Annotated in this window: 26 protein-coding genes, 1 other RNA gene and 1 other annotated feature; of the genes, 24 read left to right on the forward strand and 3 right to left on the reverse strand. The window is 50.5% G+C overall.

The genetic code is table 11. The features are described from left to right. Positions 1-9 precede the first annotated feature (9 nt). Positions 10-561, forward strand: coding sequence for an SDR family NAD(P)-dependent oxidoreductase (locus tag JZI27_RS00220; RefSeq protein WP_280206163.1), 552 nt, complete (start codon positions 10-12; stop codon positions 559-561). A gap of 100 nt (positions 562-661) precedes the next feature. Here JZI27_RS00220 and JZI27_RS00225 read toward each other — a convergent pair whose 3' ends face one another. Then, the gene (locus tag JZI27_RS00225) at positions 662-2,533 is read right to left on the reverse strand and encodes an N-acetylmuramoyl-L-alanine amidase family protein (RefSeq protein WP_481752783.1); all 1,872 of its coding nucleotides are present in this window, start codon (positions 2,531-2,533) and stop codon (positions 662-664) included. Between the two features lie 206 nt (positions 2,534-2,739). Between JZI27_RS00225 and JZI27_RS00230 the strand changes: the two genes are divergently transcribed. The 7 genes from JZI27_RS00230 to JZI27_RS00260 all read left to right on the forward strand — a co-directional run bounded on the left by JZI27_RS00230 (position 2,740) and on the right by JZI27_RS00260 (position 10,479). Further along, on the forward strand, positions 2,740-2,913 hold the full coding sequence (locus tag JZI27_RS00230; protein WP_251244175.1) for a hypothetical protein: 174 nt from the start codon (positions 2,740-2,742) through the stop codon (positions 2,911-2,913). A 99-nt stretch (positions 2,914-3,012) separates the two neighbouring features. Beyond that, on the forward strand, positions 3,013-4,524 hold the full coding sequence (locus JZI27_RS00235) for a coproporphyrinogen III oxidase (protein WP_280206165.1): 1,512 nt from the start codon (positions 3,013-3,015) through the stop codon (positions 4,522-4,524). A gap of 91 nt (positions 4,525-4,615) precedes the next feature. Beyond that, positions 4,616-4,878, forward strand: a binding site (T-box leader). A 93-nt stretch (positions 4,879-4,971) separates the two neighbouring features. After that, positions 4,972-6,231, forward strand: coding sequence for a histidine--tRNA ligase (hisS, locus tag JZI27_RS00240; protein WP_280206166.1), 1,260 nt, complete (start codon positions 4,972-4,974; stop codon positions 6,229-6,231). Positions 6,232-6,266: 35 nt separating this feature from the next. Next, on the forward strand, positions 6,267-8,057 hold the full coding sequence (gene aspS, locus JZI27_RS00245) for an aspartate--tRNA ligase (RefSeq protein WP_122907303.1): 1,791 nt from the start codon (positions 6,267-6,269) through the stop codon (positions 8,055-8,057). 56 nt (positions 8,058-8,113) lie between these two features. Beyond that, a non-coding RNA gene (ssrS, locus tag JZI27_RS00250) (6S RNA) lies at positions 8,114-8,292 on the forward strand. Between the two features lie 63 nt (positions 8,293-8,355). After that, entirely contained in the window at positions 8,356-9,111 is a 756-nt protein-coding gene (locus JZI27_RS00255) for a tRNA threonylcarbamoyladenosine dehydratase (RefSeq protein ID WP_280206167.1), read from the forward strand. A 6-nt stretch (positions 9,112-9,117) separates the two neighbouring features. Next, positions 9,118-10,479 (forward strand): AAA family ATPase, encoded by a 1,362-nt coding sequence (locus JZI27_RS00260; protein WP_280206168.1) that lies wholly within the window; start codon positions 9,118-9,120, stop codon positions 10,477-10,479. Between the two features lie 36 nt (positions 10,480-10,515). Here the strand turns inward: JZI27_RS00260 and JZI27_RS00265 are convergent, their stop codons facing one another. Beyond that, on the reverse strand, positions 10,516-10,689 hold the full coding sequence (locus JZI27_RS00265) for a hypothetical protein (RefSeq protein ID WP_183184744.1): 174 nt from the start codon (positions 10,687-10,689) through the stop codon (positions 10,516-10,518). A gap of 99 nt (positions 10,690-10,788) precedes the next feature. Here JZI27_RS00265 and cymR point away from each other — a divergent pair, with 99 nt between their 5' ends. From cymR to JZI27_RS00300, 7 genes are all read left to right on the forward strand, one after another. Then, positions 10,789-11,208: a cysteine metabolism transcriptional regulator CymR gene (cymR, locus tag JZI27_RS00270; RefSeq protein ID WP_122907300.1), complete on the forward strand. Its 420-nt coding sequence runs from the start codon at positions 10,789-10,791 to the stop codon at positions 11,206-11,208. A gap of 25 nt (positions 11,209-11,233) precedes the next feature. Next, positions 11,234-12,379, forward strand: coding sequence for a cysteine desulfurase family protein (locus tag JZI27_RS00275; protein ID WP_280206169.1), 1,146 nt, complete (start codon positions 11,234-11,236; stop codon positions 12,377-12,379). Positions 12,380-12,451: 72 nt separating this feature from the next. Next, the gene (locus JZI27_RS00280) at positions 12,452-12,592 is read left to right on the forward strand and encodes a hypothetical protein (RefSeq protein ID WP_183184763.1); all 141 of its coding nucleotides are present in this window, start codon (positions 12,452-12,454) and stop codon (positions 12,590-12,592) included. Positions 12,593-12,700: 108 nt separating this feature from the next. Further along, positions 12,701-14,962, forward strand: coding sequence for an SF1B family DNA helicase RecD2 (recD2, locus tag JZI27_RS00285; RefSeq protein ID WP_280206170.1), 2,262 nt, complete (start codon positions 12,701-12,703; stop codon positions 14,960-14,962). Positions 14,963-15,033: 71 nt separating this feature from the next. Beyond that, entirely contained in the window at positions 15,034-15,513 is a 480-nt protein-coding gene (locus JZI27_RS00290; RefSeq protein WP_122907297.1) for a PRC-barrel domain-containing protein, read from the forward strand. Between the two features lie 37 nt (positions 15,514-15,550). Further along, entirely contained in the window at positions 15,551-15,757 is a 207-nt protein-coding gene (locus tag JZI27_RS00295) for a hypothetical protein (protein WP_122907296.1), read from the forward strand. 33 nt (positions 15,758-15,790) lie between these two features. After that, positions 15,791-15,988 carry a hypothetical protein gene (locus JZI27_RS00300; RefSeq protein WP_245996429.1) on the forward strand — a complete coding sequence of 66 codons (198 nt, stop codon included), beginning with the start codon at positions 15,791-15,793 and terminating at the stop codon, positions 15,986-15,988. Positions 15,989-16,063: 75 nt separating this feature from the next. Here the strand turns inward: JZI27_RS00300 and JZI27_RS00305 are convergent, their stop codons facing one another. Continuing rightward, positions 16,064-16,750, reverse strand: a complete 687-nt coding sequence (locus JZI27_RS00305; protein ID WP_251244168.1) for a TerC family protein — start codon at positions 16,748-16,750, stop codon at positions 16,064-16,066. 435 nt (positions 16,751-17,185) lie between these two features. Here JZI27_RS00305 and JZI27_RS00310 point away from each other — a divergent pair, with 435 nt between their 5' ends. From JZI27_RS00310 to JZI27_RS00350, 9 genes are all read left to right on the forward strand, one after another. Then, positions 17,186-18,250 carry an AI-2E family transporter gene (locus tag JZI27_RS00310; RefSeq protein ID WP_122907293.1) on the forward strand — a complete coding sequence of 355 codons (1,065 nt, stop codon included), beginning with the start codon at positions 17,186-17,188 and terminating at the stop codon, positions 18,248-18,250. Positions 18,251-18,566: 316 nt separating this feature from the next. Then, positions 18,567-21,215, forward strand: a complete 2,649-nt coding sequence (gene alaS, locus JZI27_RS00315; protein ID WP_280206171.1) for an alanine--tRNA ligase — start codon at positions 18,567-18,569, stop codon at positions 21,213-21,215. A gap of 120 nt (positions 21,216-21,335) precedes the next feature. Next, on the forward strand, positions 21,336-21,596 hold the full coding sequence (locus tag JZI27_RS00320; protein ID WP_122907359.1) for an IreB family regulatory phosphoprotein: 261 nt from the start codon (positions 21,336-21,338) through the stop codon (positions 21,594-21,596). Between the two features lie 10 nt (positions 21,597-21,606). After that, on the forward strand, positions 21,607-22,023 hold the full coding sequence (gene ruvX, locus JZI27_RS00325) for a Holliday junction resolvase RuvX (protein WP_280206172.1): 417 nt from the start codon (positions 21,607-21,609) through the stop codon (positions 22,021-22,023). Between the two features lie 5 nt (positions 22,024-22,028). Further along, a complete protein-coding gene (locus tag JZI27_RS00330) occupies positions 22,029-22,319 on the forward strand; it encodes a DUF1292 domain-containing protein (RefSeq protein WP_280206173.1) in 291 nt (96 codons plus the stop codon). 160 nt (positions 22,320-22,479) lie between these two features. Further along, positions 22,480-23,088 (forward strand): class I SAM-dependent methyltransferase, encoded by a 609-nt coding sequence (locus JZI27_RS00335; RefSeq protein WP_280206174.1) that lies wholly within the window; start codon positions 22,480-22,482, stop codon positions 23,086-23,088. Positions 23,089-23,158: 70 nt separating this feature from the next. Then, positions 23,159-23,785, forward strand: a complete 627-nt coding sequence (locus JZI27_RS00340; protein WP_280206175.1) for a TVP38/TMEM64 family protein — start codon at positions 23,159-23,161, stop codon at positions 23,783-23,785. Between the two features lie 138 nt (positions 23,786-23,923). After that, complete coding sequence (gene mltG, locus JZI27_RS00345; protein WP_280206176.1) at positions 23,924-25,024, forward strand: endolytic transglycosylase MltG; 1,101 nt, start codon at positions 23,924-23,926, stop codon at positions 25,022-25,024. Positions 25,025-25,034: 10 nt separating this feature from the next. Further along, positions 25,035-25,670, forward strand: a complete 636-nt coding sequence (locus tag JZI27_RS00350) for an O-methyltransferase (protein WP_280206177.1) — start codon at positions 25,035-25,037, stop codon at positions 25,668-25,670. The last annotated feature ends 17 nt before the right edge of the window (positions 25,671-25,687 follow it).

The raw sequence follows: 25,687 nt of genomic DNA on the forward strand, positions 1-25,687 counted from the left end.
GAGGATGACATGAGCAAAAAGGCACTCGTGGTGGGCGGTACAGGTATGCTGAAAGACGTGGTGCGATGGTTGGTCGAGCAAGGGTATCTGGTGGCGGTCGTAGGACGCAATCGCGAGAGGTTTGAGCGTGTGCTGCAAGGACTGTCACAGCCAGAGACCGTAGACTATATCCAACTGGATTACCACCAGACACACGAGCTGAGGGCAGCGATGGAAGCCTTGCTTTTACGCAACGGACCGCTTGATCTGGTCGTGTCATGGATCCATCTGACGGCACCTGAGGCGCTCACAACTATCCAGATGGCCCTATCTCGACAGGAGCAGGAGTGGAGGCTTCTCCAGGTGTGCGGCAGCGGAGCCTGGAAGAAGCCCCCTCAGATCGTACCGACTGCCAATTGCCAATATCGTCGTGTCATTCTCGGTTTTGTCCTGGAGGGAAATTCGGCTCGCTGGCTGTCCAATCAGGAGATCGCCAAGGGAGTGGTAGACGCTATTTGCACGGATCAACCCCTTTCGATTGTTGGTGTGGTCGAGCCGTGGGAAAAGCGTCCAGCCTATTGAAAATGATTTAACGAAATTAATAAGCCCTCTGGCAGCAGGTAGGCACTTACGCGTGTCTGCTGTTTGCCAGAGGGCTTTTTGGTTTGCAGGCAAGTTGTTATTAACCGCCTTGATTGCTTTGTGTCGTAAAGTACTGAATGATCCCTTTGTACAATCCATCGGCAGCCAGCTCCTGTTGCTGCTCGGAACGTACGCGGATCTCGTCGTTGTAGTTGGAGAGAAATCCGATCTCAGCCAGGATGGACGGGACGGGATTCTCACGCAGCACGAAGTAGTTGCCATAACGCGCGTTCATATCTTTGTAGCTGGTCGCCTTGACGATCTCATTTTGGACGAGTGACGCCAGCTTGCTGGAGTTGCCATTGTTGAAATAGAAAACAATGGTTCCGTTGGTAGCGGTATTCGGGTGCGTATTATGATGGATGCTCACGAAGATATCTGCTTGGTTATGGATGGCCACGTCTACCCTTTGCTGAAGGGTCAGCTTGCGGTCATCGGCGCGGGTCATAATGACCTTGGCCCCGGCAGATTCCAATTTCTTGCGGAGAATGAGGGCAACCTGCAGATTTACCGTCTTTTCCAGAGTGGCAAAGCTGGAGCCTGTGGCGCCATTATCATTTCCTCCGTGTCCTGCATCTACGACGATCACTTTGTTTACCAGTTCATTGCTCTTCAATACAGCAGGTACGCCTACGGTGGAGACGAGCCAGCCGGCTATGTAACCGGTTGTTCCATCTTGGAAGCTCACTTGGAACCAGTCGCCTTCAGTCTTGACGATTTCATATTTCTCGCCAGTCTGTACACGCTTGATGATTTCATGCTGGGTGCCAGGGCCTGAGCGAATGTTGGTATCGGGATTGAAAATCGTCACATGCGGGCCAGCAGGAGTAGGGAATACGGGCTGGGCTACGGTAACTAACCATCCGGCTACCCATCCGGTTTTTCCGTCTGGTGTTGTGACACGGTACCAGTCTCCTTGCTTTTCCAGCACGGTCAAGCTGGTGCCGGTGGCTAGCGTGGTCAGAATCGTACTGGACGTATTGGCTTCACTGCGCAGATTGCGTCCGTCAGTATTGACGGTTGCTTTCTGAACGGCCGGTTTGTCTGCCGATCCAGGACTTACTGGCTGGCTGTCTGGTTGCCCAGGACCCGTCCCGTGTTCAGATTCTTGTTCCGGCTGAGAGTTTTTTTGCTCTTCGGCCTTGATCCAGGCGTTCACACCATGATAGGGAAACTGGACCCAACCGTTTTGCTGGGCGAGCACGGTGACTGTCGCTCCTGCATGCAATTGGCCAATGGCTGGAGTCTGGCTATCAGGCGTGGCATAGATATAGGGAGCAGAGTCAAGTGTCAGACTAGCTCCTTGCACGGTGCCAGGTTTCGGTGTTACGACTTGTGTGGGCAGTGTAACGGGTGATTCATTTGGTGTAGTGGCGGCAGGAGGATTGCTGCTTCCCACTGGAGTTGTCCCTCCACTAGCGCCAACTTCTTTCACCAACCATGCTGCTACCCAGCCTTTGCTTTGGCCGGATAATTGAATCTCGATCCAGTCGCCGTTCTTTTGCAGGACGGAGTATCGTGTCCCAAGTCCAATTTGCTGCACGACAGAGTGATTCGTTCCCGGTCCAGAACGGACATTCAGATTGTCGGTTGTGCTCTCCACCTGGGCTTTAGCAGCAGGTGTCTGTGTCTGGGACGACGGTGTCGAAGAGACGAGCCAGTTGGCTACCCAACCGTTTTTGCCATCGGGCAATTTGACTTGCACCCAATCATTTTGTTGCGAGATGACCGGAAGTACAGTTTGGTTCGGGAGGGTCGTAATAATCGTGTCCTGGAGGCTGGGACCAGATCGGACGTTCAGCTTGTCCACAGTGACCTGAACAGAACCGGCGGCCCAAGCTGAAGTGACAGGGATGGAGACGGCACAGACGATAGTCAGGAGCATCTTCAGGAATTTTTGACGAACAAACACGATAGACATCCTTTCCGACTTTTTTGCATGCATCAAACAACGCATTTACCATGATTTTGGTAAAACATAGGGTAAAGGTACCTCATTCGCCCTCTATCCTTCTTTTTCCTGCAACAACCGACAAACTTCTGCAAGAAATCTGCGTATGACAGATCGGGCGCGGCGGCAATACTAGAGTTAAGAGAAGGCAGCTAGGAGGAAGAGACGTGAGACAGTCCAACAAGGAGACCTTTGCCCAAGAATTGAACCGGAAACTGTTTTCCGTCGATTTTCACGATTTTTTGGAAAAAGAGTCGCAGCTCAATGATATTGAGATGTCCAGAGAATTTCATATTAGCGTCAGGGATGTCCAATCCTTGCGCAAACGCCTGAAGCCTTAACCATCTATCTTTTGGTCTGGGTTCGCCACTTGGAAGGTTGACCGGACTTTTGGGGTCGGCTAAGATGAAGGGTGGCAAATGAAAAAGCAGGTGAACCCAATGATTGAAATTAGGTGTGAAGGACACACATTTGAGCGGGAAGTCTCCTTGATTCTCGCCTTGTTTTACGAAGATCCGGCGCTTGCTTTCGTCAGTCGCTGGACAGATGAGCCGGGTCTAAAGCTCAAATTATCGCTCCGCCAGCAAGCAGATGGTGTCGTGGCTGACAGTGAACTGTTTGACGGGCATAAACGGCTTTTTCACCAGGTGCAGCGCAGCTATGTAAGCCTGGAGGAAAAAGCGATGCGCAAGACCGCCAAGCAGGCCGTTAATTACGCTTTGCTGCTAGTGCTGGAAGAATATACGGGTATGGAACAAGGGTGGGGAATCCTGACCGGAATTCGCCCGACAAAATTGCTTCATCAGCTCCTTTCATCTGGAGTCAGCAAGGAGGAGGCTCATCGGCGGCTGCAGCAGGACGTTGTGTTGCGACCTTACAAGCTGCAGCTCCTGCAGGAGATTGTGGATCGTCAGCTGCGCGTAGTTCCAGACTTTTATCAAGTCGACCAGGAACTGTCCATTTATATTGGCATCCCCTTTTGTCCGACGAAGTGTGCCTACTGTACGTTTCCTGCATATGCCATTCGCAGCCATACCGCTTCAGTCAATCCATTTCTCGAAGGGCTTCACTACGAGCTGGAACGCATCGGGGAATGGCTGACAGAGCACGATCAGAAGATCACCTCGATCTACTTTGGCGGAGGAACACCGACCAGTATTACCGCTGAAGACATGGATATGCTGTTTCAAACCATGCATCGCAAGTTTCCGCACATGAACAAGGTCCGAGAGCTGACGGTAGAGGCTGGCAGACCCGATACGATTACCCGGGAAAAGCTGGAAGTGATGAAGCGCTGGGAAGTAGATCGCATCAGCATCAACCCGCAATCGTTTACCCAGGAGACCTTGCATGCGATCGGTCGTCATCATACGGTGGAAGAGACGATCGAGAAATACCATTTGGCGATGGAAATGGGTTTGACCAATATCAATATGGACTTAATCATCGGCTTGCCGAATGAGGGGCTGGCAGAGCTGGCGCTTAGCCTGCGCGAAGTAGAGAAGCTGATGCCGGCATCAATGACCGTGCACACCCTATCTTTTAAGCGAGCTTCGGAAATGACGCAGAACAAGGAACGTTACCGGGTAGCCAGCAGAGACGAAATCAGCGCTATGATGCAGATGGCTTCGGATTGGACGCAGGCGAATGGTTACGCACCCTACTATTTGTACCGTCAAAAAAATATACTAGGAAATTTAGAGAACGTAGGATATTCTCTGCCAAATCAGGAAAGTATTTATAATATCATGATTATGGAAGAAGTGCAGACGATTCTGGGACTTGGCTGTGGCGCTGTCTCCAAGCTGATGGCTCCAGGCAGCGGAAAATTGACGCGCTGGCCCAATCCCAAAGATCCGAAGACGTACAATGATACCTACAAGATTTTGGTAGAAAACAAGCTGCGAGATCTAAATGAAATCTACGCAGGAAAGTCGGCCGTGCAGTCTTGAGGCTTGATAAAAAAAGTTTTTTAGATGTGCCTGTTGACGACGGATAACGAGTTTGCTATGATTCACATTAAGCTTTTTTCAACAAAATGAACGAGATCTGATGACGGGAACGAGTAATCAGGAGACGCTAGAGCAGAGAGCAAGCACCGTGGCTGAGAGTGCTTGTATATGACGACCTGGTGAATGACATCCCCGAAGACCGCAGTGAACGGATGGAGCGTGTTGACTCCCTTAGTAACTGGCAGGCGCTGGCCCGCGTTATGGGCATAAAAGTGGAATGTCTATTCGTTTTCACAAGAAGACATTCAAGCAGGGTGGCACCACGGGAGATAAAACAAGTCTCTCGTCCCTGACATGTGGCGTACGCACCATGTCAGGCGACGAGGGGCTTTTTTTCATATTTCTTTGCTTCCCCCATAACGGGGAGAACAATGGAGGTTCACTTTCATGAAAAAAATTCAGATTCCCCGCGGAACACAGGATATTTTGCCGGGTACCGTGGAGCTGTGGCAGTACGTGGAGAGCAAAGCCCGCGATCTCTGCCGCCGCTATAACTATCAGGAAATTCGCACCCCGCTCTTCGAGAGTACAGAGCTGTTCATTCGCGGCGTTGGCGAGACGACGGATGTCGTGGAGAAAGAGATGTACAGCGTCGCCAATCCGCGCAGTACAGATGCCTTGACGCTTCGTCCGGAGGGGACAGCGGGTGTCGTGCGCTCCTACGTGGAGAACAAGCTGTACGGATCACCGAACCAGCCCACCAAGCAGTATTACCTGGGACCGATGTTTCGCCACGAGCGTCCACAGGCAGGGCGCTACCGCCAATTCGTGCAGTTTGGCGTGGAGGCGATTGGCAGCAGTGACCCGGCCATCGACGCGGAAGTCATTAGCGTAGCCATTCGCTTGTACCAGGAGCTGGGCTTGACCGGGCTCTCCGTCGAACTGAACAGCGTGGGGACATTGGAAGACCGGGCACGTCATCGGGAGTATTTGCTCGCTCACCTGAACGCGGTGCGCTCAGAGCTGTGTGAGGACTGCCAATCCCGGATTGATCGCAATCCGCTGCGCGTACTGGACTGTAAAAACGAGAAGTGCAAGTCGCTGACCAAGGATGCTCCTTCCATCCTGGATTACCTGAGTGAAGAGTCTGCTGCTCACTTTGACGCGGTCAAAGGCTATCTGGAAGCGTTGCAGATTCCGTATCATGTCAATCCGCGACTGGTGCGTGGTCTTGATTACTACACATTGACTGCATTCGAGATCAAGATGGCGGAGATCGGAGCTGTGGAAACACTTTGCGGCGGTGGTCGCTACAATGGTCTGGTGGCAGACCTGGGTGGAGACGATATGCCGGGCATCGGCTTTGCACTCAGCATCGAGCGCTTGCTGCTCGCACTGGAAAAACAAGGGATTTCGCTTCCGACGACTGGCGGCATCGATTGCTTCGTCGTCGTGCAAACACCTGAAGCAAAAGCAACAGCGTTCGTGCTTGTCGATCAGCTGCGCCAGGCAGGAGTCATTGCCGAGCTGGATTACCTGGATCGCAAAATGAAGGCCCAGCTAAAGCAAGCAGACCGATTGGAAGCGCGTTTTACCGCCATTATCGGCGAATCCGAGCTTGCCAATGGGACGGTTCTCCTCAAGGAGATGGGAACAGGCGAACAGCAAGTAGTGAAACGGGAAGACCTCGTCAAAACTTTGACTTAAGAAAAAATAAAAAACCCCTAGTGGAGGTAACCATCATGGCATGGCAATATCGAACCGTACATTGCGGAGAGGTGACAAAAGAACACGTAGGAAAAGAAATCGTTTTGAACGGCTGGGTACAAACCCGACGCGACCTCGGAGGCGTGATCTTTATTGATTTCCGCGACCGCACAGGAATTGTTCAAATCGTGTTCAATCCTGAGTACAACAAGGCAGCATGGGAAGTCGCGGACAAAGTCAGAAGCGAATACGTGTTGGTTGTAAAAGGGGAAGTCGTGAACCGCGCACCTGAAGCGATCAATCCGAAAGTACAGACCGGCGAATACGAAGTGCACATTTCCGAAATTCAAATCCTCAATGATGCCAAAACACCGCCATTCCCGATCGAAGACGATCTGAATGTCGATGAACAGGTTCGCCTGAAATATCGTTATCTGGACCTGCGCCGTCCGGAAATGCAGCGTTCCCTGATCCTGCGCAGCAAGGCAGCAAAAGCTTTCCGCGACTACCTCGACACGAACAGCTTTGTGGAAGTGGAAACGCCGATGCTGACCAAGAGCACGCCGGAGGGTGCACGTGACTATCTCGTTCCTTCCCGTGTACATCCTGGCGAATTCTACGCCTTGCCGCAATCTCCACAGCTGTTCAAACAGCTGCTGATGGTATCGGGCCTGGAGCGTTACTACCAGATCGTACGCTGCTTCCGTGACGAAGACCTCCGTGCTGACCGCCAGCCTGAATTTACTCAAGTCGACATCGAGACTTCTTTCCTTTCTATGGAAGAAATCTTGCCGATGATGGAAAAAATGGTGGCACACGTATTCAAGGAAACGATCGGTGTAGATGTACCTACTCCATTCCCGCGCCTCACGTATGCGGAAGCAATGGGGCGCTACGGCTCCGACAAACCAGACATCCGTTTTGGCCTGGAGCTGACTGATGTCTCTGACGTTGTTGCCAACAGCGACTTTAAAGTGTTCGCCAGCGTGGTTGCAGGTGGCGGTCAGGTTAAAGCAATCAACGCCAAAGGCTGCGGACACTACTCCCGTAAAGAAGCAGACGATCTGGCGAAATTCGCTTCCCGCTATGGAGCAAAAGGCTTGGCATGGATTGGCATCAAGGATGGCGAGCTGAAAGGTCCAATCGTCAAGTTCTTTAAAGAAGAAGAGATCAATGAAATGAAAAAACGTCTGGATGTCGAAGAAGGAGACCTGCTCCTGTTCGTCGCAGACAAACCAAAAGTCGTAGCAGATGCACTCGGTGCGCTTCGCAGCAAGCTGGCTGCTGAGCTGGGACTGATCGACCACAGCCAATTTGCTTTCCTGTGGGTTGTCGACTTCCCGCTGGTCGAGTGGGACGAAGAAGCCAAACGCTATGTCGCCCTGCATCATCCGTTCACCCGTCCAAAAGACGAAGACCTTCATCTGTTCGACACCGATCCAGGACAAATCCGTGCGCAAGCCTATGACATGGTCCTGAACGGCTATGAGCTTGGCGGCGGTTCCATGCGGATCTACAAACGCGATGTACAGGAAAAAATGTTCAAGGCACTCGGCTTCACACCTGAAGAGGCGCGTGAACAATTTGGCTTCCTGCTCGATGCTTTCGAATACGGTACACCTCCACATGGCGGTATTGCACTCGGCCTGGACCGTCTGATCATGCTCCTGGCTGGGCGCACCAACCTGCGTGAAGTCATCGCTTTCCCGAAAACGGCAAGCGCAAGTGACTTGATGGTGAACGCTCCTGATGTTGTAGCACCAAAACAGCTGAAAGAACTGCATATCGATACCATTGTAGAAGAGGAAGAGAAGGTTCAGGCTTAAGAACAGCTGACTTGCACAAATGCATTGCTCTTTGATACATTGGTAATACTAGTAGATAAGCCCTGCGATGTCCGTGATATCTGATCGTTTTGAGCCACAAAGTTTGACTTGGGAGTTGTTCGTCCCAACTGTTAAGGCATGCCACCCACGAGTGGACGTCTGGTACAGTTGGGCAGACACCCACCTGCGATGAGCAGGTTCAAAACGTAGGAGTACACGACATAATGGGGCTCCTTTTTTCACTGGATTCCTACTTTTCCGATTGACAATAAATCCGCTTTGAAAGGTGAACGAATGCATGCTTCATCAATTTTCTCGTTGTGAATTGGCCTTCGGTCCTGAAGGTTTGGAAAAAATGAAAAATAGCCGCGTCGCGGTTTTGGGGATCGGCGGGGTCGGTTCCTTTACTGTAGAGGCTTTAGCCCGTACAGGTGTTGGTAAGCTGGTCATGGTCGACAAGGATGTCGTCGATATCACCAACTGCAACCGCCAGATTCATGCAACACTGAATACGGTTGGTCAGAAAAAAGCAGAATTGATGAAAGAGCGAATCTTGAGCATCAATCCCGAGTGTGAGGTCGTCACACTGAACATGTTTTACAATGCGGAGACAGCTGATCAGCTCTTTGCACACGAAGTGGATTATATCGTGGATGCGATGGACACCATGTCGGCAAAGCTGCACGTGATCCAAGAAGCAAAGCGCCGAAACATTCCCATTATCTCCAGCATGGGCGCGGCGAACAAAATGGACCCTACCCGTTTCGAGGTGGCGGATATTTCGCAGACCAGCTACGACCCGATCGCCAAGGTCATTCGTCGTGAGCTGCGCAAAAATGGCATTTACAAAGGGGTTAAAGTCGTATATTCCCGGGAAATTCCTGTCGTCGTTCGCTCTGATGTTCGGGAGCAGATCGTAAGCAATCCGAATTCACCGATCAGCAAGGTGCGGCAGCCTCCAGCGAGCAATGCCTTCGTCCCATCTGTAGCAGGATTGATTCTGGCGAGTGTCGTAGTACGCGATTTGCTGGATTGGCAGCCAGCCAAAGGGTAATGGGCGATGGACGATCTATTCACGTTTGCCTATGAACAGCAGGGGGGCGGTGCCAAGCAAAAGCCGCTCGCTGCTCGGATGCGTCCTCAGTCCATCCAAGACGTGATTGGACAATCGCACATTATTGCACCAGGAAAGCTGCTGCGCCGTGCGATAGAAGCGGATCAAGTTTCCTCCTTGATATTCCACGGTCCTCCTGGAACAGGAAAAACGACTTTGGCCAAGGTCATTGCCCGGTCAACACGCTCCTATTTTTCGGAACTCAACGCTGTCACAGCTGGGGTAGGCGATATCCGCAAAGTGGTGGAAGAGGCAAAGGAAAGGCTCGTGATGGGCGGACAACGAACCACGCTGTTCGTCGATGAAATTCATCGCTTCAACAAATCCCAGCAGGATGCCTTGCTGCCTTTTGTTGAAGAAGGGACCATTATTCTGATTGGTGCGACGACAGAGAATCCGTTTTTTGAAGTCAATGCTGCCCTGTTGTCCCGCTCTCAAATCTTCTCGCTTCAACCATTGACACATGAGGAGCTGGAGAAGATCATTGAACGGGCCTTGAAGGACACGGAACAAGGTCTGGGTGAACTGGACGTGCGGATTGAACCTGAAGCGATGGAGCATTTGATCCATTATGCAGAGGGGGATGCACGCAGACTGCTGAATGCCCTGGAGCTGGCCGTCTCTACGACATCGCCGGGAGCGGATGGACGGATTACGATCACATTGAATGTAGCTGTGGAATCCATCCAACGTCGCGCGGTACGCTATGACAAGAGCGGGGATAACCATTACGACACGATTTCTGCCTTTATTAAATCGATCCGCGGTTCTGACCCTGATGCAGCTCTCTATTGGCTGGCGAGGATGATCGACGCGGGAGAAGACCCGCGCTTTATTGCTCGCAGACTGGTGATATCTGCCTCAGAGGATATCGGAAACGCCGATCCACAGGCCATCAACGTTGCGATATCGTGCTTTCAGGCCGTTGAGCTGGTTGGCATGCCGGAAGGGCGAATTCCTTTGGGACAAGCGACGACCTACTTGGCCACAGCACCGAAAAGCAATGCAGCCTATAATGGCATTAACCAGGCTTTGGCCCACATTCAAAAAGAAGGGCACAAACCGGTACCCACTCATTTGCGTGATTCGGCGTACAAGGGTGCAGCCAAGCTGGGCCATGGAAAAGGATACTTATATCCGCACAACTATCCCTATGGGTATGTGCATCAGCAGTATTTGCCAGACGGCTTGCAGGTATCCTTTTACGACCCCAAGGATCATGGTTACGAGCGGCATATACGCCGGTTTCAGGAGGAACGTCAGAAGCTGGACAGTGGTCGACGAGCGCCCGGGAAATCCTCGGAATAGGGAAAATCCCCCAATGGATGGGGGAGTAGACTGCTTTTAAGTACGGACATTGCCGCCAGGCTTGTTGGGCAAATCTCCATTTTCATTCGGCTGCTTGCTCTGCTCGCTGGCACCGTAGCGTGCCTTGTGAGCAATCGTGCCTGCCGGATATTCATACAAGGTCTCGGACGGATGGTTGCGTCCGCGTTCTGAGCGTTTGTTCGTAGCCATTCTTGCACTCACCCCCTAGAGGTAGTGTATCCTGGACTGCCGAAGTCATGTAGGAAGCAGGAAAGAAGGGAAATGTAAACAGAGAGGAGAGTTGGGACAGTGAAGATTTCAACGAAAGGCCGCTATGGCCTGACGATTATGATGGAATTGGCCAACCGTTGTGGAGAAGGGCCGACTTCCTTGAGAAGCATCGCACAAAGACATGATTTATCCGAGCATTATCTGGAGCAGTTAATCGCACCACTTCGCAACGCAGGATTGGTGAAAAGTATCCGCGGTGCATACGGGGGCTATGTCCTGGCCAAGCAACCGGAGGAAATATCGGCTGGCGATGTAATCCGGGTATTGGAAGGACCGATCAGCCCTGTGGAATTTGCTGAGGAAGAAGATGCGGCAAAACGCTACCTTTGGCTGCGTATTCGCGACAGCATTTCCTCTGTGCTGGATTCGACTTCCCTGCAGGATCTGATTACCTTCCAGGATGATGGTCGTACGGACAACTACATGTTTTACATCTAAACCATAAATCAGAAGGTGAAAGTTCGTGTCTGAAATGATCTATTTTGACCATGCCGCTACTACGCCCGTGCATCCTCGTGTCGTAGAAGTGATGACTCCGTATCTCACGCAGGTGTTTGGCAATCCTTCCAGTGTACACGGCTTTGGTCGCAAGGCGCGTCAGGCACTGGAGCAAGCAAGGGACGCGATCGCTCGCTATTTGGATGCTGATCCGCAGTCGCTTATTTTTACAAGTGGCGGGACAGAGGCAGACAATATGGCGGTTATCGGAGGAGCACTCGCTCATCAGGAGAAAGGGCGACACGTCATTACGACTCAGATCGAGCATCATGCCGTGCTGCATGCCTGTGAGTATCTGCAGAACCTCGGCTTTGAGATCACCTATCTGCCGGTGGACGACACAGGTTCCGTACGGATGAGTGATCTGATAAACGCTGTTCGTGATGATACCGTGCTCGTTTCGATCATGTATGGAAATAACGAAGTAGGAACGATTCAGCCCATCGAGGAGATCGGGCGTTTTTTACAGGAACGCAGCATTGTGTTTCATACGGATGCCGTCCAGGCATTCGGTGTTCTGCCGCTCAGCATGAGAGAGCTTCCGGTTGACATGCTGTCTGTATCCGCGCACAAGATCAATGGTCCCAAGGGAGTAGGAGCCTTGTATTTGCGAAAAAACACGGCGTTCTCTCCGCTGCTGCACGGAGGCTCCCAGGAAAGAAAGCGTCGGGCAGGGACTGAAAACCTGGCGGGTATCGTCGGATTTGCGGAAGCAGTCCGGATCGCTTCAGAGGAGCGTGTAGAGCGTGTCGCCAAGTACAAAGAGATCAAGGAAACCATGCTCACGATCTGGCGGGAAGCCGGTATTCGTTATCAGGTGAACGGCCATCCGAAGCATGTCATGCCTCACATCCTGAATGTCAGCTTCTTAGGCATACAGACGGAGACCATGCTCATGAACATGGACCTTGCATCCATCGCGGCGTCGAGTGGTTCTGCCTGCACCTCTGGTTCCCTGGAATTGTCGCATGTTCTCAAAGCGATGAATCTGGGAGATGAACGTGCTCATTCGGCGATCCGCTTCAGCTTTGGAATCACCAATTCGGTAGAAGAAGCTGCAAGAGCGGCGGGTAAAGTAGCACAGATTGTCAAACGTCTGCAAAAGGAATAGGAAAGCAAAAGACCAGCTCGGGCAGGCTATGCCAGAGGCTGGAACTCCAGTACGATCTCGGAATTGGCTGAGATGACTGCGCGCAATACGCAGGAAGTGGCAGCTGCCTCCGAAGAGCAAACAGCCTCCACCGAAGAGATGGCCGCAGCGGCAGAAACATTGGCTCAGATGGCCAAGCGGTTGTCAGAACAGATAAAACGATTTACAATTTAATAGAAGCTATGAGGAAATCCACTTTGTCGCAGAAGTGGATTTTTTTCTTCTTCCCCTGGATAATCGTTCTTGGAGAAGGGGATGGAGTAGGTATGAGGAGGCGTTACGATGGAGGAGCAGCAATCAATCTCCTTGTTTTCTGAATCATATATTCGCGGATATGTCAATCAAGAAATTTTTTACAATGAAGAAACATGGTACGGAATTATCCGTCTTAAGATAGAGGAGACTACGGAGAACATCAAGGAGTCGGACGTCGTCATCGTGGGTAACTTTCCCCGGCCACACCCAGATGAGCTCTATACGTTTTACGGGGAATGGAAGACGCATCCCAGGTTTGGCCAACAGTATGTAGCCAAACGCTATGAGCGTGAATCACCCAAAACGTTGGCTGGGGTAGAGCGCTATCTGGCGAGCGGGCTTTTTCAGGGAATAGGAAAGAAAATGGCGAAACGCATTGTAGAGGAGCTGGGAGTCGATGCACTGAGCATCATCGCGGAATTTCCAGAGCGGTTGGCGCAGGTGCAAGGCATCTCGGAGGCACGGGCCAAGACCATTTACGATTCCGTCATCGAACATCGCTCTCTGGAAAGCGCTATGGTCTTTTTGTATGATTTCGGGATCGGTGTCAACATGGCGCTCCGCATCTACCAGACATACAAGCTGGAAACGATGAAGGTGTTGACTGAGGAACCCTATCTTTTGATCGAAGATATTCAAGGCATCGGCTTTAAACGGGCAGACGATATCGCTCGCGCTACTGGAATTGCCGCTTCATCCGAGGATCGGGCCAAAGCAGCCGCTTTGTTTGTTTTGCAAGAGTCCTCCTATTCGGAAGGTCATGTGTATGTGCCGGTAGATGAGCTTTGTGAAAAAACAAAGCGTTTGCTTGACGAGTGCGGTGGACATGCTTTTTCCATCGATGATGTGAGATTTGCCGTCGAGTCTTTGTTTGTCGCAAGCAAGGTAGCGTGGGAAGAAGAGCGCGTGTATCTGCCTTCGCTCTTTTTTGCCGAGATTGGTCTGGCGAAAAGGCTGCGGCATTTTGCGCAACGGGATGACTTCGGGTCCTTCCCGTCGTCTGAGTTTTATCGTGCACTGGGAAAAGTGGAGGACGAGCTGGCTATCACGTATGCGGATACGCAGCGGGATGCGATTGAACAGGCTATCAAGTCTGGACTGATGCTCTTGACAGGTGGGCCCGGTACTGGAAAAACCACCGTGATCAGAGGGATTTGCCGTGTCTTTTCCCAACTGCATGGTGTCTCTCTCGATCTGAAAAAGTATGGGGAGGATAATCCTTTTCCGATACTGCTGGTAGCTCCTACCGGAAGAGCAGCCAAGCGAATGACAGAAACAACCGGACTGCCTGCGATGACGATCCATCGACTGTTGGGCTATAAAGGGGAGAGCTTTGAGCACGATGCAGAGCACCCGATTCAGGGACGGTTGTTGATTGTAGACGAGATGTCGATGGTGGATATTTGGCTCGCCAATCAGTTGTTTCGCGCTGTCCCTGACGATATGCAGATTATCATGGTTGGTGATCCGGATCAGTTGCCTTCTGTGGGGCCTGGAAACGTACTTCAGGACATGCTTGCTTCCGGTCTGCTGCCGAGAGTACAGCTAACGGACATTTACAGACAAGCGCAGGAGTCTACCATCATTCAACTGGCGCATGAGGTTCGCAAAGGGCAGGTTCCGGCAAATTTGCTCCAGACAACTCCCGATCGGAGATTTTTCACAAGTTCGCCACAAGATGTGCCTGAAGCGGTGAAACAAATTTGCGCAGGAGCCGTAAAAAAAGGGTATACGGCCAAAGATGTTCAAGTATTGGCCCCTATGTATAAAGGTACTGCCGGTGTGAACCGGTTGAATGAAGAGCTGCAGGAATTGTTTAATCCAAAAACAGCTCAAAAGCGGGAAGTAACGTTCGCCGAAATGGTTTTTCGCACCGGAGACAAGGTTCTGCAATTGGTCAACAATGCAGAGGAGCATGTGTTCAACGGTGATATGGGTGAAATTGTTGCTATCTTTTTCCCAAACGAAAATGCAGAGAATGAAGAGATGCTGGTCGTCAATTTTGATGGTCGGGAAGTGGTGTACAAGCGTTCTTCGTATCATCAGCTGACGCTTGCCTACTGCTGTTCCGTGCACAAATCGCAGGGTAGTGAATTTCCGATAGTGATTATGCCGTTTGTAAGAAGTTATTACCGGATGCTGCGCAGAAAGCTGGTCTATACCGGCATCACTCGCAGCAAGTCATTTCTCATCATGTGCGGAGAACCGGACGCATTCAAGGCAGCCGTGCAGACAGATGAGGAAGGAGTCCGTTACAGTTATTTGGAAGAACGCTTGAAAAGCGACTAGCTGGAACCAATTGCGCCGAATGAGGCTCTGTCTTTCGCCGATACTAAGTAGGCGGAAGGAGGATGTCCCACATGCGCAAGGCAATGGATGTAGTCGGTTTGCCCGTCATGTGTCTACAGACAGGAGAGACGCTCGGCACCGTCCGTGACATTCTTTGCGACCCCACTTGGCATGTACGAGGAGTCTTGCTGAGCGAACAGGGCTGGTTCCATCCTGGTACCTACATTCCTTCCGAACGGATTCACGCGGTAGGTGAATCATGCCTCACCGTTTCGGGAAAAGACGCAATCACTCCCTTGCTTGATCTCGCCGGTATCGAACCTGTCGGCATCGTGACGGGAAAGACAAAATTAAAAGGAAAAGCGGTCATTACCGCTTCCGGAGAACTCCTGGGCAGAGTGGAAGATGTTTACTTCTCTGCGAAATGGGAGAAACTTGTAGGGTACGAACTATCCAATGGCTGGATTGCGGATGTCACAGAGGGGCGCAAGCGCTTTTCCGCACCACCTACTGTCATTGTCGGGGAAGAAAACCTGATCGTGCCGGACTAGAGTTCGTATCCAGGCGTGAAAAGGGAGGATTTGTAGGATGCGTGTCATTTGCCCGAATTGTAGTTCGAAAGACGTCGGAAAAATTGGAACCAACCAGTACTATTGCTGGAACTGCTTCATTGAGATGAGCGTCAGCAACGAGCAGATTGCCTCTGTCTATCAGGTGGAGGAGGATGGTTCGCTGCACTCGCTGAACGATCTGTTTATCGAGGAGCAAACCGTGGCAGCTCAAATCAATATGTAGCTTCTAGGTACAATACCGAAAATCCAAATGGAGGTGGCAGGATTGTTCACTCGAAGCCTGATGCGGATTATCGCCACCAGCGGAATTGTGGCTTTCATTGGCTATTTGATGGCCCCTCGTCGCAAGAAAAAAGGTTTTTCGTTGAATTTCAAACGCATGCCTTTTTCCATGAAGGATGTCTCCCGAATGGTGAAGGCTAGTCGCAAGCTTATGCGAGCAGTGACAAGGTAAACAGTATGATAGTGCCCCGCATGGCAAAGCACATAGAAACGCCCGAGCATCGATTAGACGCTCGGGCGATTTTTTTTAGGACTGTTCGGCCATCCGTTTTTGCTTTTGGCTTTTCATGCGGCCAATCAGCAGGACACCGACGACTACAGCTACGATGAACAACCATTTGACCCACGGATAGGCAGTGAAGAACGGTGTGAGGAACTTTTCACTCGTCACCATGCTTGCTGCTGTATACGCCAATACTCCGGCTCCGATGAAGATGACGATCGGATAGCGCTCCATGAATTTCAGAATGAGTGTGCTACCCCATACCATGATCGGTACACTGATAATCAAGCCGATAACGACCAGCAGGAAATCTCCGTGTGCTGCACCTGCTACCGCGATGACGTTATCCAGACCCATGACAGTATCTGCTACGATGATCGTCCAGATCGCTGAGCCTAATGAGCCACTGGCCTTCATGGTTTCATGTCCTTCTTCCTGAATCAGGAGTTTCATCGAAATCCAGATGAGGATCAGACCCCCGATCAATAAGAGACCAGGAATTTTCAACAACCAGACGACGGCCAAGGTGGCTAGGGCGCGTATGACGATTGCTCCGACGGTCCCCCAGACAATCGCTTTTTTCTGCTGATGAGCAGGCAGATTGCGAGCTGCCATCCCGATCACGATCGCATTGTCTCCGGCAAGCACTAGGTCAATAACGATGATAGCTAACAGTGCGGACCAAAACTCAGGTGTTAACAATAGTTCCATTCTCTTTTTCCTCCTCGTCCTTGATTGGTGAAGTATCCGTGGCCGTTTTCTCCGAACTTCCCCTTTAGTTTGTGTAAAGAAGGAAAAAGAAAACGACCTTTCCCTGGATAGGCAAAGGTCGTGTATAAACAGAAAAAGACCTTTACCTAACAGGCAAAGGTCTTGCTTACAACATTACGAAAATGTTGCCAACATAGCCGGGGATTTCTCCCGTAATGACGACTATGCTGCAGAAAAGCTACTCCCCTTTGGAGATATCCTCTTGTAGTTCAAATTTTACTTCGCTATTTGGCAACATGTCAATAGCCATTTTTGCAAGTTGCTATGCGTAAGGTTGAAAATTGTGCAGCTGCCCCTTGTAAGAAATACATGTTTTTCGGGGCATTGAGACACGCTAAGTGAATAGACGTGACAGAAGGGAAGGGGAGTGGCAGCGTGGATGAACTTAGGCGCAGTCGCTGGTTCGCGGCTGCGGTCTGGCTGATCGCTCTATTGATCATTGGGAATTTGCTCTGGCTGCTTCGGCCTGTAGTCTCGCAGATTTTGCAGTTGTTGTCCGAGGTATTTGTGCCTGTATTGGTCGGACTTATCATTGCCTATATTTTGCACCCGATTGTGCAATTGCTTGAGCGCAGGCGGGTACCGCGCCTGATGGCCGTCCTGCTTATCTATGCTTCGTTTATATTGGTTATTACCATCGCTATTATCAATGCCATCCCTGTTTTTACCACACAATGGACCGAGCTGTCGGATGATTTGCCTCGATTAAAAGAGTGGTACACCAAATGGATGAGCGAATGGGAAGCACACAAGTATTTTTTGCCGGAGAGTATATCACATGGAGTAGACCGGGTGATCATTCAGTCGCATGAGCGCATGTCCCACTCGGTCACAGAGATTGTCAATAATGCTCGCAACACACTCGGGAAGCTGCTAGCCTATGCGGTGGTCCCGTTTGTCGCCTTTTATTTGCTCAAGGACATGAAGGAGCTACACCAGGCAGGGATGCTGGTTATTCCTCCGACTTACCGCAAGCAGGTCATGACGGTTCTGAGGGATATCAATGAATCGCTAGGCAACTATATTCACGGACAAATGATGGTGGCGCTCATCGTCGGGATCTGCGCCTATCTCGGTTATTGGCTGATCGGGATGCCGTATCCTTTTGTTCTGGCCGCATTCGTCTGTCTGACCAACGTGATTCCGTACATCGGTCCTTTGATCGGAGCAGCTCCCGCTGTCGTCATTGCCTTGACGATTTCGACGAAGATGCTTCTCTTGGTCGTGGTGATCAACCTGATCATCCAGGTGCTGGAGGGGAATATATTATCGCCCAATATTGTGGGACGTTCTCTGCATTTGCACCCGCTCCTGATCATCATGGCACTATTGGCCGGCGAGGCAATCGGAGGGATCATTGGTCTGATCGTAGCAGTGCCCCTGCTCGCAGTATGCAAGGTCGTCATCAGCCGGATTGCTTTAATGATGCATGAAAGTTGACAGTGATCGCAAAAAAAATTTATAATACGAAAAGCAAACCTTTGAAACGATCAATGAGGGAATGAGTATGTCGCAGACCTTTTACAGAGAGGGCGCTCCACGGTTGAGAGGGCGGCCAGAAGAAGGGCGACGGAAGGCTACTCCCGAGACCGGGAAAAAACCGGCGGCTTGGCACCGTTAGACGCCCAAAAGCGACAGATGAATGGCTTGTGATCCTTGATGCAGCCGTCTGTAAGCAGGGTGGTACCGCGAGAAAAACAGTTCTCGTCCCTGAGGGGATGAGGGCTTTTTTTATTTTTTTAGGAGGAGATTTTGCATGAAGAAATTAACAGGAAATCAGATTCGCAGCATGTTTCTTGATTTTTTTGTGGAAAAGGGACACCGTATTGAGCCGAGCGCTTCACTGGTACCGGTAGACGACCCATCCTTGCTGTGGATCAACAGTGGCGTGGCTACGCTCAAAAAGTACTTTGACGGGCGCATCATCCCTGACAACCCGCGCATTACCAACTCTCAAAAATCCATTCGCACTAACGATATTGAAAACGTCGGGCGTACGGCTCGCCACCATACGTTTTTTGAGATGCTGGGCAACTTCTCGATTGGTGAGTACTTTAAGGAAGAAGCCATTGAATGGGCATGGGAGTTTTTGACCAGCCCGAAATGGATCGGCTTTGATCCGGCCCTGCTGTCCGTGACCATTCATCCTGAAGATGAAGAAGCATTTGAACTGTGGAACAAAAAGATTGGCGTTCCAGAAGAGAGAATCATTCGTCTGGAAGGGAACTTCTGGGATATCGGAGAGGGCCCAAGCGGACCGAACACCGAGATTTTCTACGATCGTGGCGAAAGCTTTGGCAACGATCCGAATGATCCCGAGCTGTATCCGGGCGGTGAGAACGAGCGTTACCTGGAAGTGTGGAACCTGGTGTTCTCCCAGTTCAACCACAATCCTGACGGCACCTACACGCCACTGCCGAAGAAAAACATCGATACCGGGATGGGTCTGGAGCGCATGGCTTCCATCATCCAAGAGGTGGACAACAACTTCGAAACAGACCTGCTCTTTCCGCTGATCGAAAAAACCAGCGAGATTTCTGGTGTAAAGTACAAGACCAGTGCGGAGATGGACGTGGCGCTGAAAGTGATTGCTGACCACGCGCGTACGGTCGTTTTTGCTATTGGCGATGGCGCTCTTCCTTCCAATGAAGGTCGTGGCTACGTCATTCGTCGCTTGCTTCGCCGTGCTGTACGCATGGGCAAAAAGCTGGGTGTGGAGAAGCCGTTCCTGTACACACTGACGGAAACCGTAGGCACCATGATGGGCGAATTCTATCCAGAAGTCGTGGAAAAACGCTCCTTTATTGAGAAAGTCATTCGTGCTGAGGAAGAGCGTTTCCATGAAACCTTGAACGACGGTCTCAACATTCTGTCTGAGATGGTCAAGGCTGCGAAGGCGAATGGCCAGACACAAATCGGCGGTAAAGATGTATTTAAAATGTACGATACGTACGGATTCCCTGTAGATCTCACGGAGGATTTTGCCGAAGAGCAAGGCCTGACGATCGATCGCGACGGCTTCGAGCAGGCGATGGAAGAACAGCGTGAGCGTGCCCGTGCAGCTCGCCAAGATGTGGACAGCATGCAGACTCAGGGTGGTCCACTCTCAGAATTGACGGTTACGAGCCAATTTGTTGGTTATACTGAATTGGTAGCGACAGGAAAAGTAGAAGCGATCATTTTCAACAACCAGCTGGTCGACGAAGCAGAAGAAGGACAGACTGTACAAGTCGTTCTGGATCGCACCCCGTTCTACGCAGAAAGCGGTGGACAGATCAACGACGAAGGACTGTTGATCTCTGATTCAGTAAAAGCGCGTGTGTTGGATGTGCAAAAAGGACCAATGGGTCAAAACGTTCACTCCGTCCTGGTAGAAGCAGGAACACTGCGCAAAGGAGACGAGGTACATGCGGAAGTAAACCGCGATGCACGTCTCGCCATTACCAAAAACCATACAGCTACTCACTTGCTGCACCAGGCATTGAAGGATGTGCTGGGCACGCATGTCAACCAGGCAGGATCTCTGGTAGCACCGGAACGACTTCGCTTTGACTTTACCCATATCAGCTCGATCTCGGCTGAGGAGCTGGAGCGCATCGAAGCGATTGTCAATGAGAAGGTGTGGGAGAATCTTCTCGTCGATATTTCCAACAAGTCGCTGACGGAAGCAAAAGCGATGGGAGCCATGGCTTTGTTTGGCGAAAAGTACGGAGATATCGTCCGCGTCGTCAAGGTAGGAGACTACAGCCTGGAGCTTTGCGGGGGCTGCCATGTAAGCAACACAGCAGAAATCGGATTGTTCAAGATTGTGAGCGAAAGCGGAATTGGTGCGGGAACACGCCGGATCGAAGCAGTGACGGGACGTGGAGCTTATCAGTTCCTGAACCAGCAATTCTCCATCCTGAAAGATGTGGCTCAAGCTTTGAAAGCCCCACTTCTGGCAGAAGCTCCAGCACGGGTAGAAGGACTGCAACAGCAATTGAAAGAAGTACAGCGTGAGAACGAATCTCTGCGTGCGAAGCTCGGCAACATCGAAGCAGCTTCACTGACAGATCAGCTGGTACAAGTGGATAGCATCCAAGTGCTTGCAGCTCGCGTCTCTGCATCAGATATGGACAATCTGCGTGGTATGGTGGACGAGCTGAAAAACAAGCTAGGTTCTGCTGTCATCGTTCTGGGAGCCGTGGATGCGGATAAAGTGAATCTGGTAGCAGGTGTGACCAAGGATCTGATGGATCGTGGCATCCACGCTGGCAAAATCATCAAGGAAGTAGCAACACGCTGCGGTGGAGGCGGTGGTGGACGTCCTGATATGGCTCAAGCTGGTGGGAAGGATCCTGCCAAGCTGCAAGAAGCGTTAGACCTTGTTCAAGAACTCGTAAAAAGTCAAGCAGTGGCGAAATAGCACAGTCTGACCAGAAATTTGCGTTTACGACAAGGAGTAGTGAGTGGGAGAGTCGAATACATTTTGTAGAAAGACTCTCCCTGCAATTAAGAAGTCTCAGAGGAAATCGAGGTGTTGATTGTGAGTTCGTTGGATAATACCATGAAGTTCACGGTGCCAAAGGAAGCGAATGCGGCGGATGTTTCCGAGACGTTGACAGAAGTGTACAAGGCCCTGCAGGAAAAAGGCTACAACCCGATTACTCAGATCGTGGGTTACTTGCTTTCTGGAGATCCTGCGTTTATCCCACGGCACAACAACGCACGCAGCCTGATCGGCAAGCTGGAAAGAGACAAAATCATAGAAGAGTTGGTGACCGTTTACTTGTCAGAGCGCAAGTAAACCTGACGACATGACGCGACTATTGGGATTGGATGTTGGCGACAAGACGATTGGTGTTGCCGTTAGCGATGAACTGGGTTGGACGGCGCAAGGACTGGAAACAATCAAGCGGCAATCAAAGGAAAAGGATCTTGCGCGCTTGAAGGAATGGATTGCCAAGTATCAAATCGGGGCAATCGTGGTCGGTCTTCCGAAAAACATGAATGGAACGATCGGCCCTCGTGCTGAGATGTGCCAATCGTTCGCTCAGTTTTTGCAGGAACGCACCTCTCTTCCTGTCCACATGTGGGATGAACGCTTGACGACAATGGCGGCCGAGCGAATGCTGATCTCTGCGGATGTCAGCCGGCAAAAACGAAAGAATGTAATAGACAAAATGGCGGCCACATTAATCCTGCAAGGATACATGGACGCAAAATCGAGGTGACCACGATGAGTGAAGAAATGACTGAGGAGTTCGAAGTGGGCGATGTGATTGCCCTGACCGAAGAAGGAAAAGAGGAACCACGGGATTTCCGCATCATGTATATTTTTGATATTGAAGATCGCAGCTATCTGGTGCTGGTGCCAGTCGATCAAGAAGAGGATGAGGAGTACGAGGTACACTTCCTGCGCTACGATGGTACGGACATGCTGATCCCGATCGAGGATGATGAAGAGTGGGAGCAAGTAGAGGCAACCTTCGAAACGCTGATTGCCGATTTGGAAAAGGATGGTATTTAATTGCTGGGAAGAGGGCCTTCGGGTCCTCTTTTTTTCACGTATAGGAATTTATCAAATTCATTCAGGAGCGCATGTATAACTTTCCATGAAATCGCGGTCGCACACCCATGAAATAGCCTAGATAGAGGTTTTCTTAAAACTTTTTATAGGAAGTGAAAAGATGAAAAATGAAAAGCTGATTAAAAAGTATGATAAGCACGCAAACATGTACGAAAAAAACCGCAGCAATCCAACACTTTCTAGGTGGAGAAGCCGAATTATAAAAAACGCTAATGGAAGAGTTTTAGAGGTGGGAGTCGGAGTTGGTTCGAATTTTCCCTACTATGATAAGGAAAATGTCCAAGTCACAGGAGTAGATTTTAGTTTAGAGATGATAAAGCGTGCAAAACAGGCTGCATCTGATTTTCACATTTACGCAGAATTTTTACAAGAAGACGTCGACGAATTACGTTTCGAATCAAACTCGTTTGATTGTATCGTCTCCACGCTTTCACTATGTAGCTATCCAGAACCAGTGGTAACCTTGAGTAACTTTAGCAATTGGTGTCGAAAGGATGGTACGATTTTGTTAATGGAGCACGGCTTGAGTTCAAACCCATTGTTGTCATATACCCAAAGAGTAATTGATCCACTATTCCAAAAAATATCCGGATGCCATTGTAATAGAAATATCCTGAAAATCATTGAAGAATCAAAACTTCAGGTTGAGCGTATCGAAAGCTATTGGTCAGATATCATGTACTTGATTTGGGCAAAACCAAGCAAGTAATCGTTCAGGCAATGAACCTGATTCATGTTGGTATGCTAAGATAGCTGTATTACATATTTGGAGCGTAAACATGATTAAAAAGATAGCCTTGGCCGTTTTTTACCTGGGAATTGGTTTGTTGATCTACGTTTACGGAGAAGCAATCCTGAAATGGTTCCAAGAAGCCGACAATATCTCCCTGGTTACTTTCATGGCGACCATCATGGCGTTGTTTCCTGTCATCCCGTATCCGTTGGTTGGGGGAGTCATCGGAGCCGCATATGGTCCTGTATGGGGGGGACTAGTGACTTGGATCGGCTCTACAGCGGCATCGATCCTGATGTTTTTGTTTGTGCGTTACGGGTATCAGGAATGGGGAACTCGTATTTTGATTCGATACGAGCGCATAGGCAAGCTCACGGGTATGTTTGAGCGGAACGCTTTTTTGACAATCGCTTTTGCCCGCTGCATTCCCATCGTCCCGTCGATTGTGGTCAATGTTTACTGCGCATTGAGCAGAGTTTCTTTTCTTACATATGCGATCGCATCCGCACTGGGGAAGATCCCGGCTATGCTGTTGTTCGCGGTGGTCGGGGACAATCTGATGACGGAGCCGCGTAATATATTGCTTACAGTCGGTATCTACAGTGTCTTTCTGGGAACAATGCTGTTCATTCATCGAAAATGGAAGCAAAGAGTGGCGAGAGGGAGAATATAGGCAAATAAGACCCGTAAAACGCTAGAGTGCAGCTCTCGCTTTACGGTTTTTTCGTCAAAATCCTACACGGTGACAGCGCAGGGTGCCTCCTGTATAATAAAAAAGATTGAGACAAGAGACTCTAGGGGGATTCCTACCTTGAAACAATTGTTAGAGAATCGTGATTTCAAGGCCGAAAGCCCGAAGGAACAGCGCCGCAGGAGAGGCGGCAGACTGTTTCGCTGGCTTGTGCTGCTTTTTTTACTTGTAGTGCTTGCTGTAGGTGGAACGGCTTTCTACGTATATCAGCAATTACAGCCAGTAGAAGCACAGCAGATGACGAAGAACGTCATCATTCCATCCGGATCATCCGTGCTGCAAATAGGCCGACTGCTGGAAGAGCAGGGCTTGGTGCGTGACGCTGATCTGTTTTCCTACTACGTGAGATACAAAGGTGTGGCACCCAAGCTCAAGGCGGGAGAATATGAATTCATGCCTGGTCAGACGCATGATCAACTGATTGCAGCGATGGTAGAAGGCAAAACGGTCGTTCGAGCTGAACGTTTTACCATTCCTGAGGGATGGAATGTAGAGCAGATTGCCGAGCATTTGGCAGCAGAGGGGCTCGTAGATAAAGCCAAGTTTCTGGATGTAGTGAACAACGGCAGCTTTCCCGAGTTTCCATTCGTAGGCGAAATTCCGAAGAACGAAGCGCGCAAGCATCGCTTGGAAGGCTATCTGTTTCCAGAGACGTACGAGATCAAGCAAGGCGCTTCTGAACAAGAGATCGTCCAGAAAATGCTGGCCCAATTCCAAAAAGAGTGGAAGCCGGAATGGACGGAAAAGGTAAAGGCAAATAATCTGACGGTTGATCAGGCGATTAACCTGGCTTCTATCGTGGAGCGCGAAGTGACAGTGGACAAAGAGCGTCCTACTGTAGCTGGTGTATACTACAACCGCATGCGCGACAAGTGGCCGCTGCAGGCAGATGCCACCGTTCAATTCATTCTGGGCAAGCAGCGGGACCGATTGACCTTCGAGGACTTGAAAATAGACAACCCGTACAATACGTACACCAATCCTGGTTTGCCACCTGGGCCCATCGCAAGTCCAGGACGAGCTTCGCTTGAAGCTGTCGCCAACCCGGAGAAGCACGACTTTTTCTTCTATGTGACCAAAAAAGACGGCACAGCAGAGCACTACTTTTCCAAAACCTTAAAAGAACATAACGCGAATGACGCGAAAAGTAGGAAAAATTAGGAGTGATACGATGATAACCAATCCGGCTGTTGACGAGTATCTCTCCAGCTTGGTTCCAGAACGATTTCCCTTGCTCCAACGGTTGGAGCGTGAAGCGGAAGCAGAGGGGATTCCTATTGTACAGCTTCCTTCAGCACAGGTGATTCGGATGCTCCTTCAATTGCATCGTCCTGTCTCGATTTTGGAGGTAGGCACTGCGATCGGGTACTCTACTATCTGGCTGGCAGAAGCAGCACCAGAGGCCAGAATCGTCACGATGGACATCGATGAGGAGAGACTGACCAGAGCGCGTGCCAACATCCAGGAAGCGGGCTGCGCTGAACGGGTGGAAATCTTGTCCCGGGATGCGACATTGGGCTTGCCTGAGAACTACCAGTTCGATTGCCTGTTTATCGATGCGGCTAAGGGACAGTACCAGAAGTTTCTGGAGCTGTACCTGCCGATGCTTCGCACAGGAGGCCTTGTTATCAGTGACAACGTCTTGTTCCGCGGACTGGTGGCTTCGCCCGATGAAGCTGGCAAGCGTCAGCGACCATTGGTGGACAAGCTGATCAAATTCAATCATCAGTTGGCGACAAGCCCTGATCTGGAGACGACATTTATACCAGTCGGAGATGGACTCTCCGTAAGTGTAAAAAGGCGCTGATGAACACAACGCAGACG

Origin of the sequence: Brevibacillus sp. AY1, from assembly GCF_029870785.1 — a bacterium.
GTDB lineage: Bacteria > Bacillota > Bacilli > Brevibacillales > Brevibacillaceae > Brevibacillus > Brevibacillus invocatus.

Coding starts and splice junctions, on each gene's coding strand:
- JZI27_RS00220 (WP_280206163.1), top strand. CDS start 10: ATGAGCAAAAAGGCACTCGTGGTGGGCGGTACAGGTATGCTGAAAGAC.
- JZI27_RS00235 (WP_280206165.1), top strand. CDS start 3,013: ATGATTGAAATTAGGTGTGAAGGACACACATTTGAGCGGGAAGTCTCC.
- hisS (WP_280206166.1), top strand. CDS start 4,972: ATGAAAAAAATTCAGATTCCCCGCGGAACACAGGATATTTTGCCGGGT.
- aspS (WP_122907303.1), top strand. CDS start 6,267: ATGGCATGGCAATATCGAACCGTACATTGCGGAGAGGTGACAAAAGAA.
- JZI27_RS00255 (WP_280206167.1), top strand. CDS start 8,356: ATGCTTCATCAATTTTCTCGTTGTGAATTGGCCTTCGGTCCTGAAGGT.
- JZI27_RS00260 (WP_280206168.1), top strand. CDS start 9,118: ATGGACGATCTATTCACGTTTGCCTATGAACAGCAGGGGGGCGGTGCC.
- JZI27_RS00265 (WP_183184744.1), bottom strand. CDS start 10,689: ATGGCTACGAACAAACGCTCAGAACGCGGACGCAACCATCCGTCCGAG.
- JZI27_RS00280 (WP_183184763.1), top strand. CDS start 12,452: ATGACTGCGCGCAATACGCAGGAAGTGGCAGCTGCCTCCGAAGAGCAA.
- recD2 (WP_280206170.1), top strand. CDS start 12,701: ATGGAGGAGCAGCAATCAATCTCCTTGTTTTCTGAATCATATATTCGC.
- JZI27_RS00290 (WP_122907297.1), top strand. CDS start 15,034: ATGCGCAAGGCAATGGATGTAGTCGGTTTGCCCGTCATGTGTCTACAG.
- JZI27_RS00295 (WP_122907296.1), top strand. CDS start 15,551: ATGCGTGTCATTTGCCCGAATTGTAGTTCGAAAGACGTCGGAAAAATT.
- JZI27_RS00305 (WP_251244168.1), bottom strand. CDS start 16,750: ATGGAACTATTGTTAACACCTGAGTTTTGGTCCGCACTGTTAGCTATC.
- alaS (WP_280206171.1), top strand. CDS start 18,567: ATGAAGAAATTAACAGGAAATCAGATTCGCAGCATGTTTCTTGATTTT.
- ruvX (WP_280206172.1), top strand. CDS start 21,607: ATGACGCGACTATTGGGATTGGATGTTGGCGACAAGACGATTGGTGTT.
- JZI27_RS00330 (WP_280206173.1), top strand. CDS start 22,029: ATGAGTGAAGAAATGACTGAGGAGTTCGAAGTGGGCGATGTGATTGCC.
- JZI27_RS00335 (WP_280206174.1), top strand. CDS start 22,480: ATGAAAAATGAAAAGCTGATTAAAAAGTATGATAAGCACGCAAACATG.
- JZI27_RS00340 (WP_280206175.1), top strand. CDS start 23,159: ATGATTAAAAAGATAGCCTTGGCCGTTTTTTACCTGGGAATTGGTTTG.
- JZI27_RS00350 (WP_280206177.1), top strand. CDS start 25,035: ATGATAACCAATCCGGCTGTTGACGAGTATCTCTCCAGCTTGGTTCCA.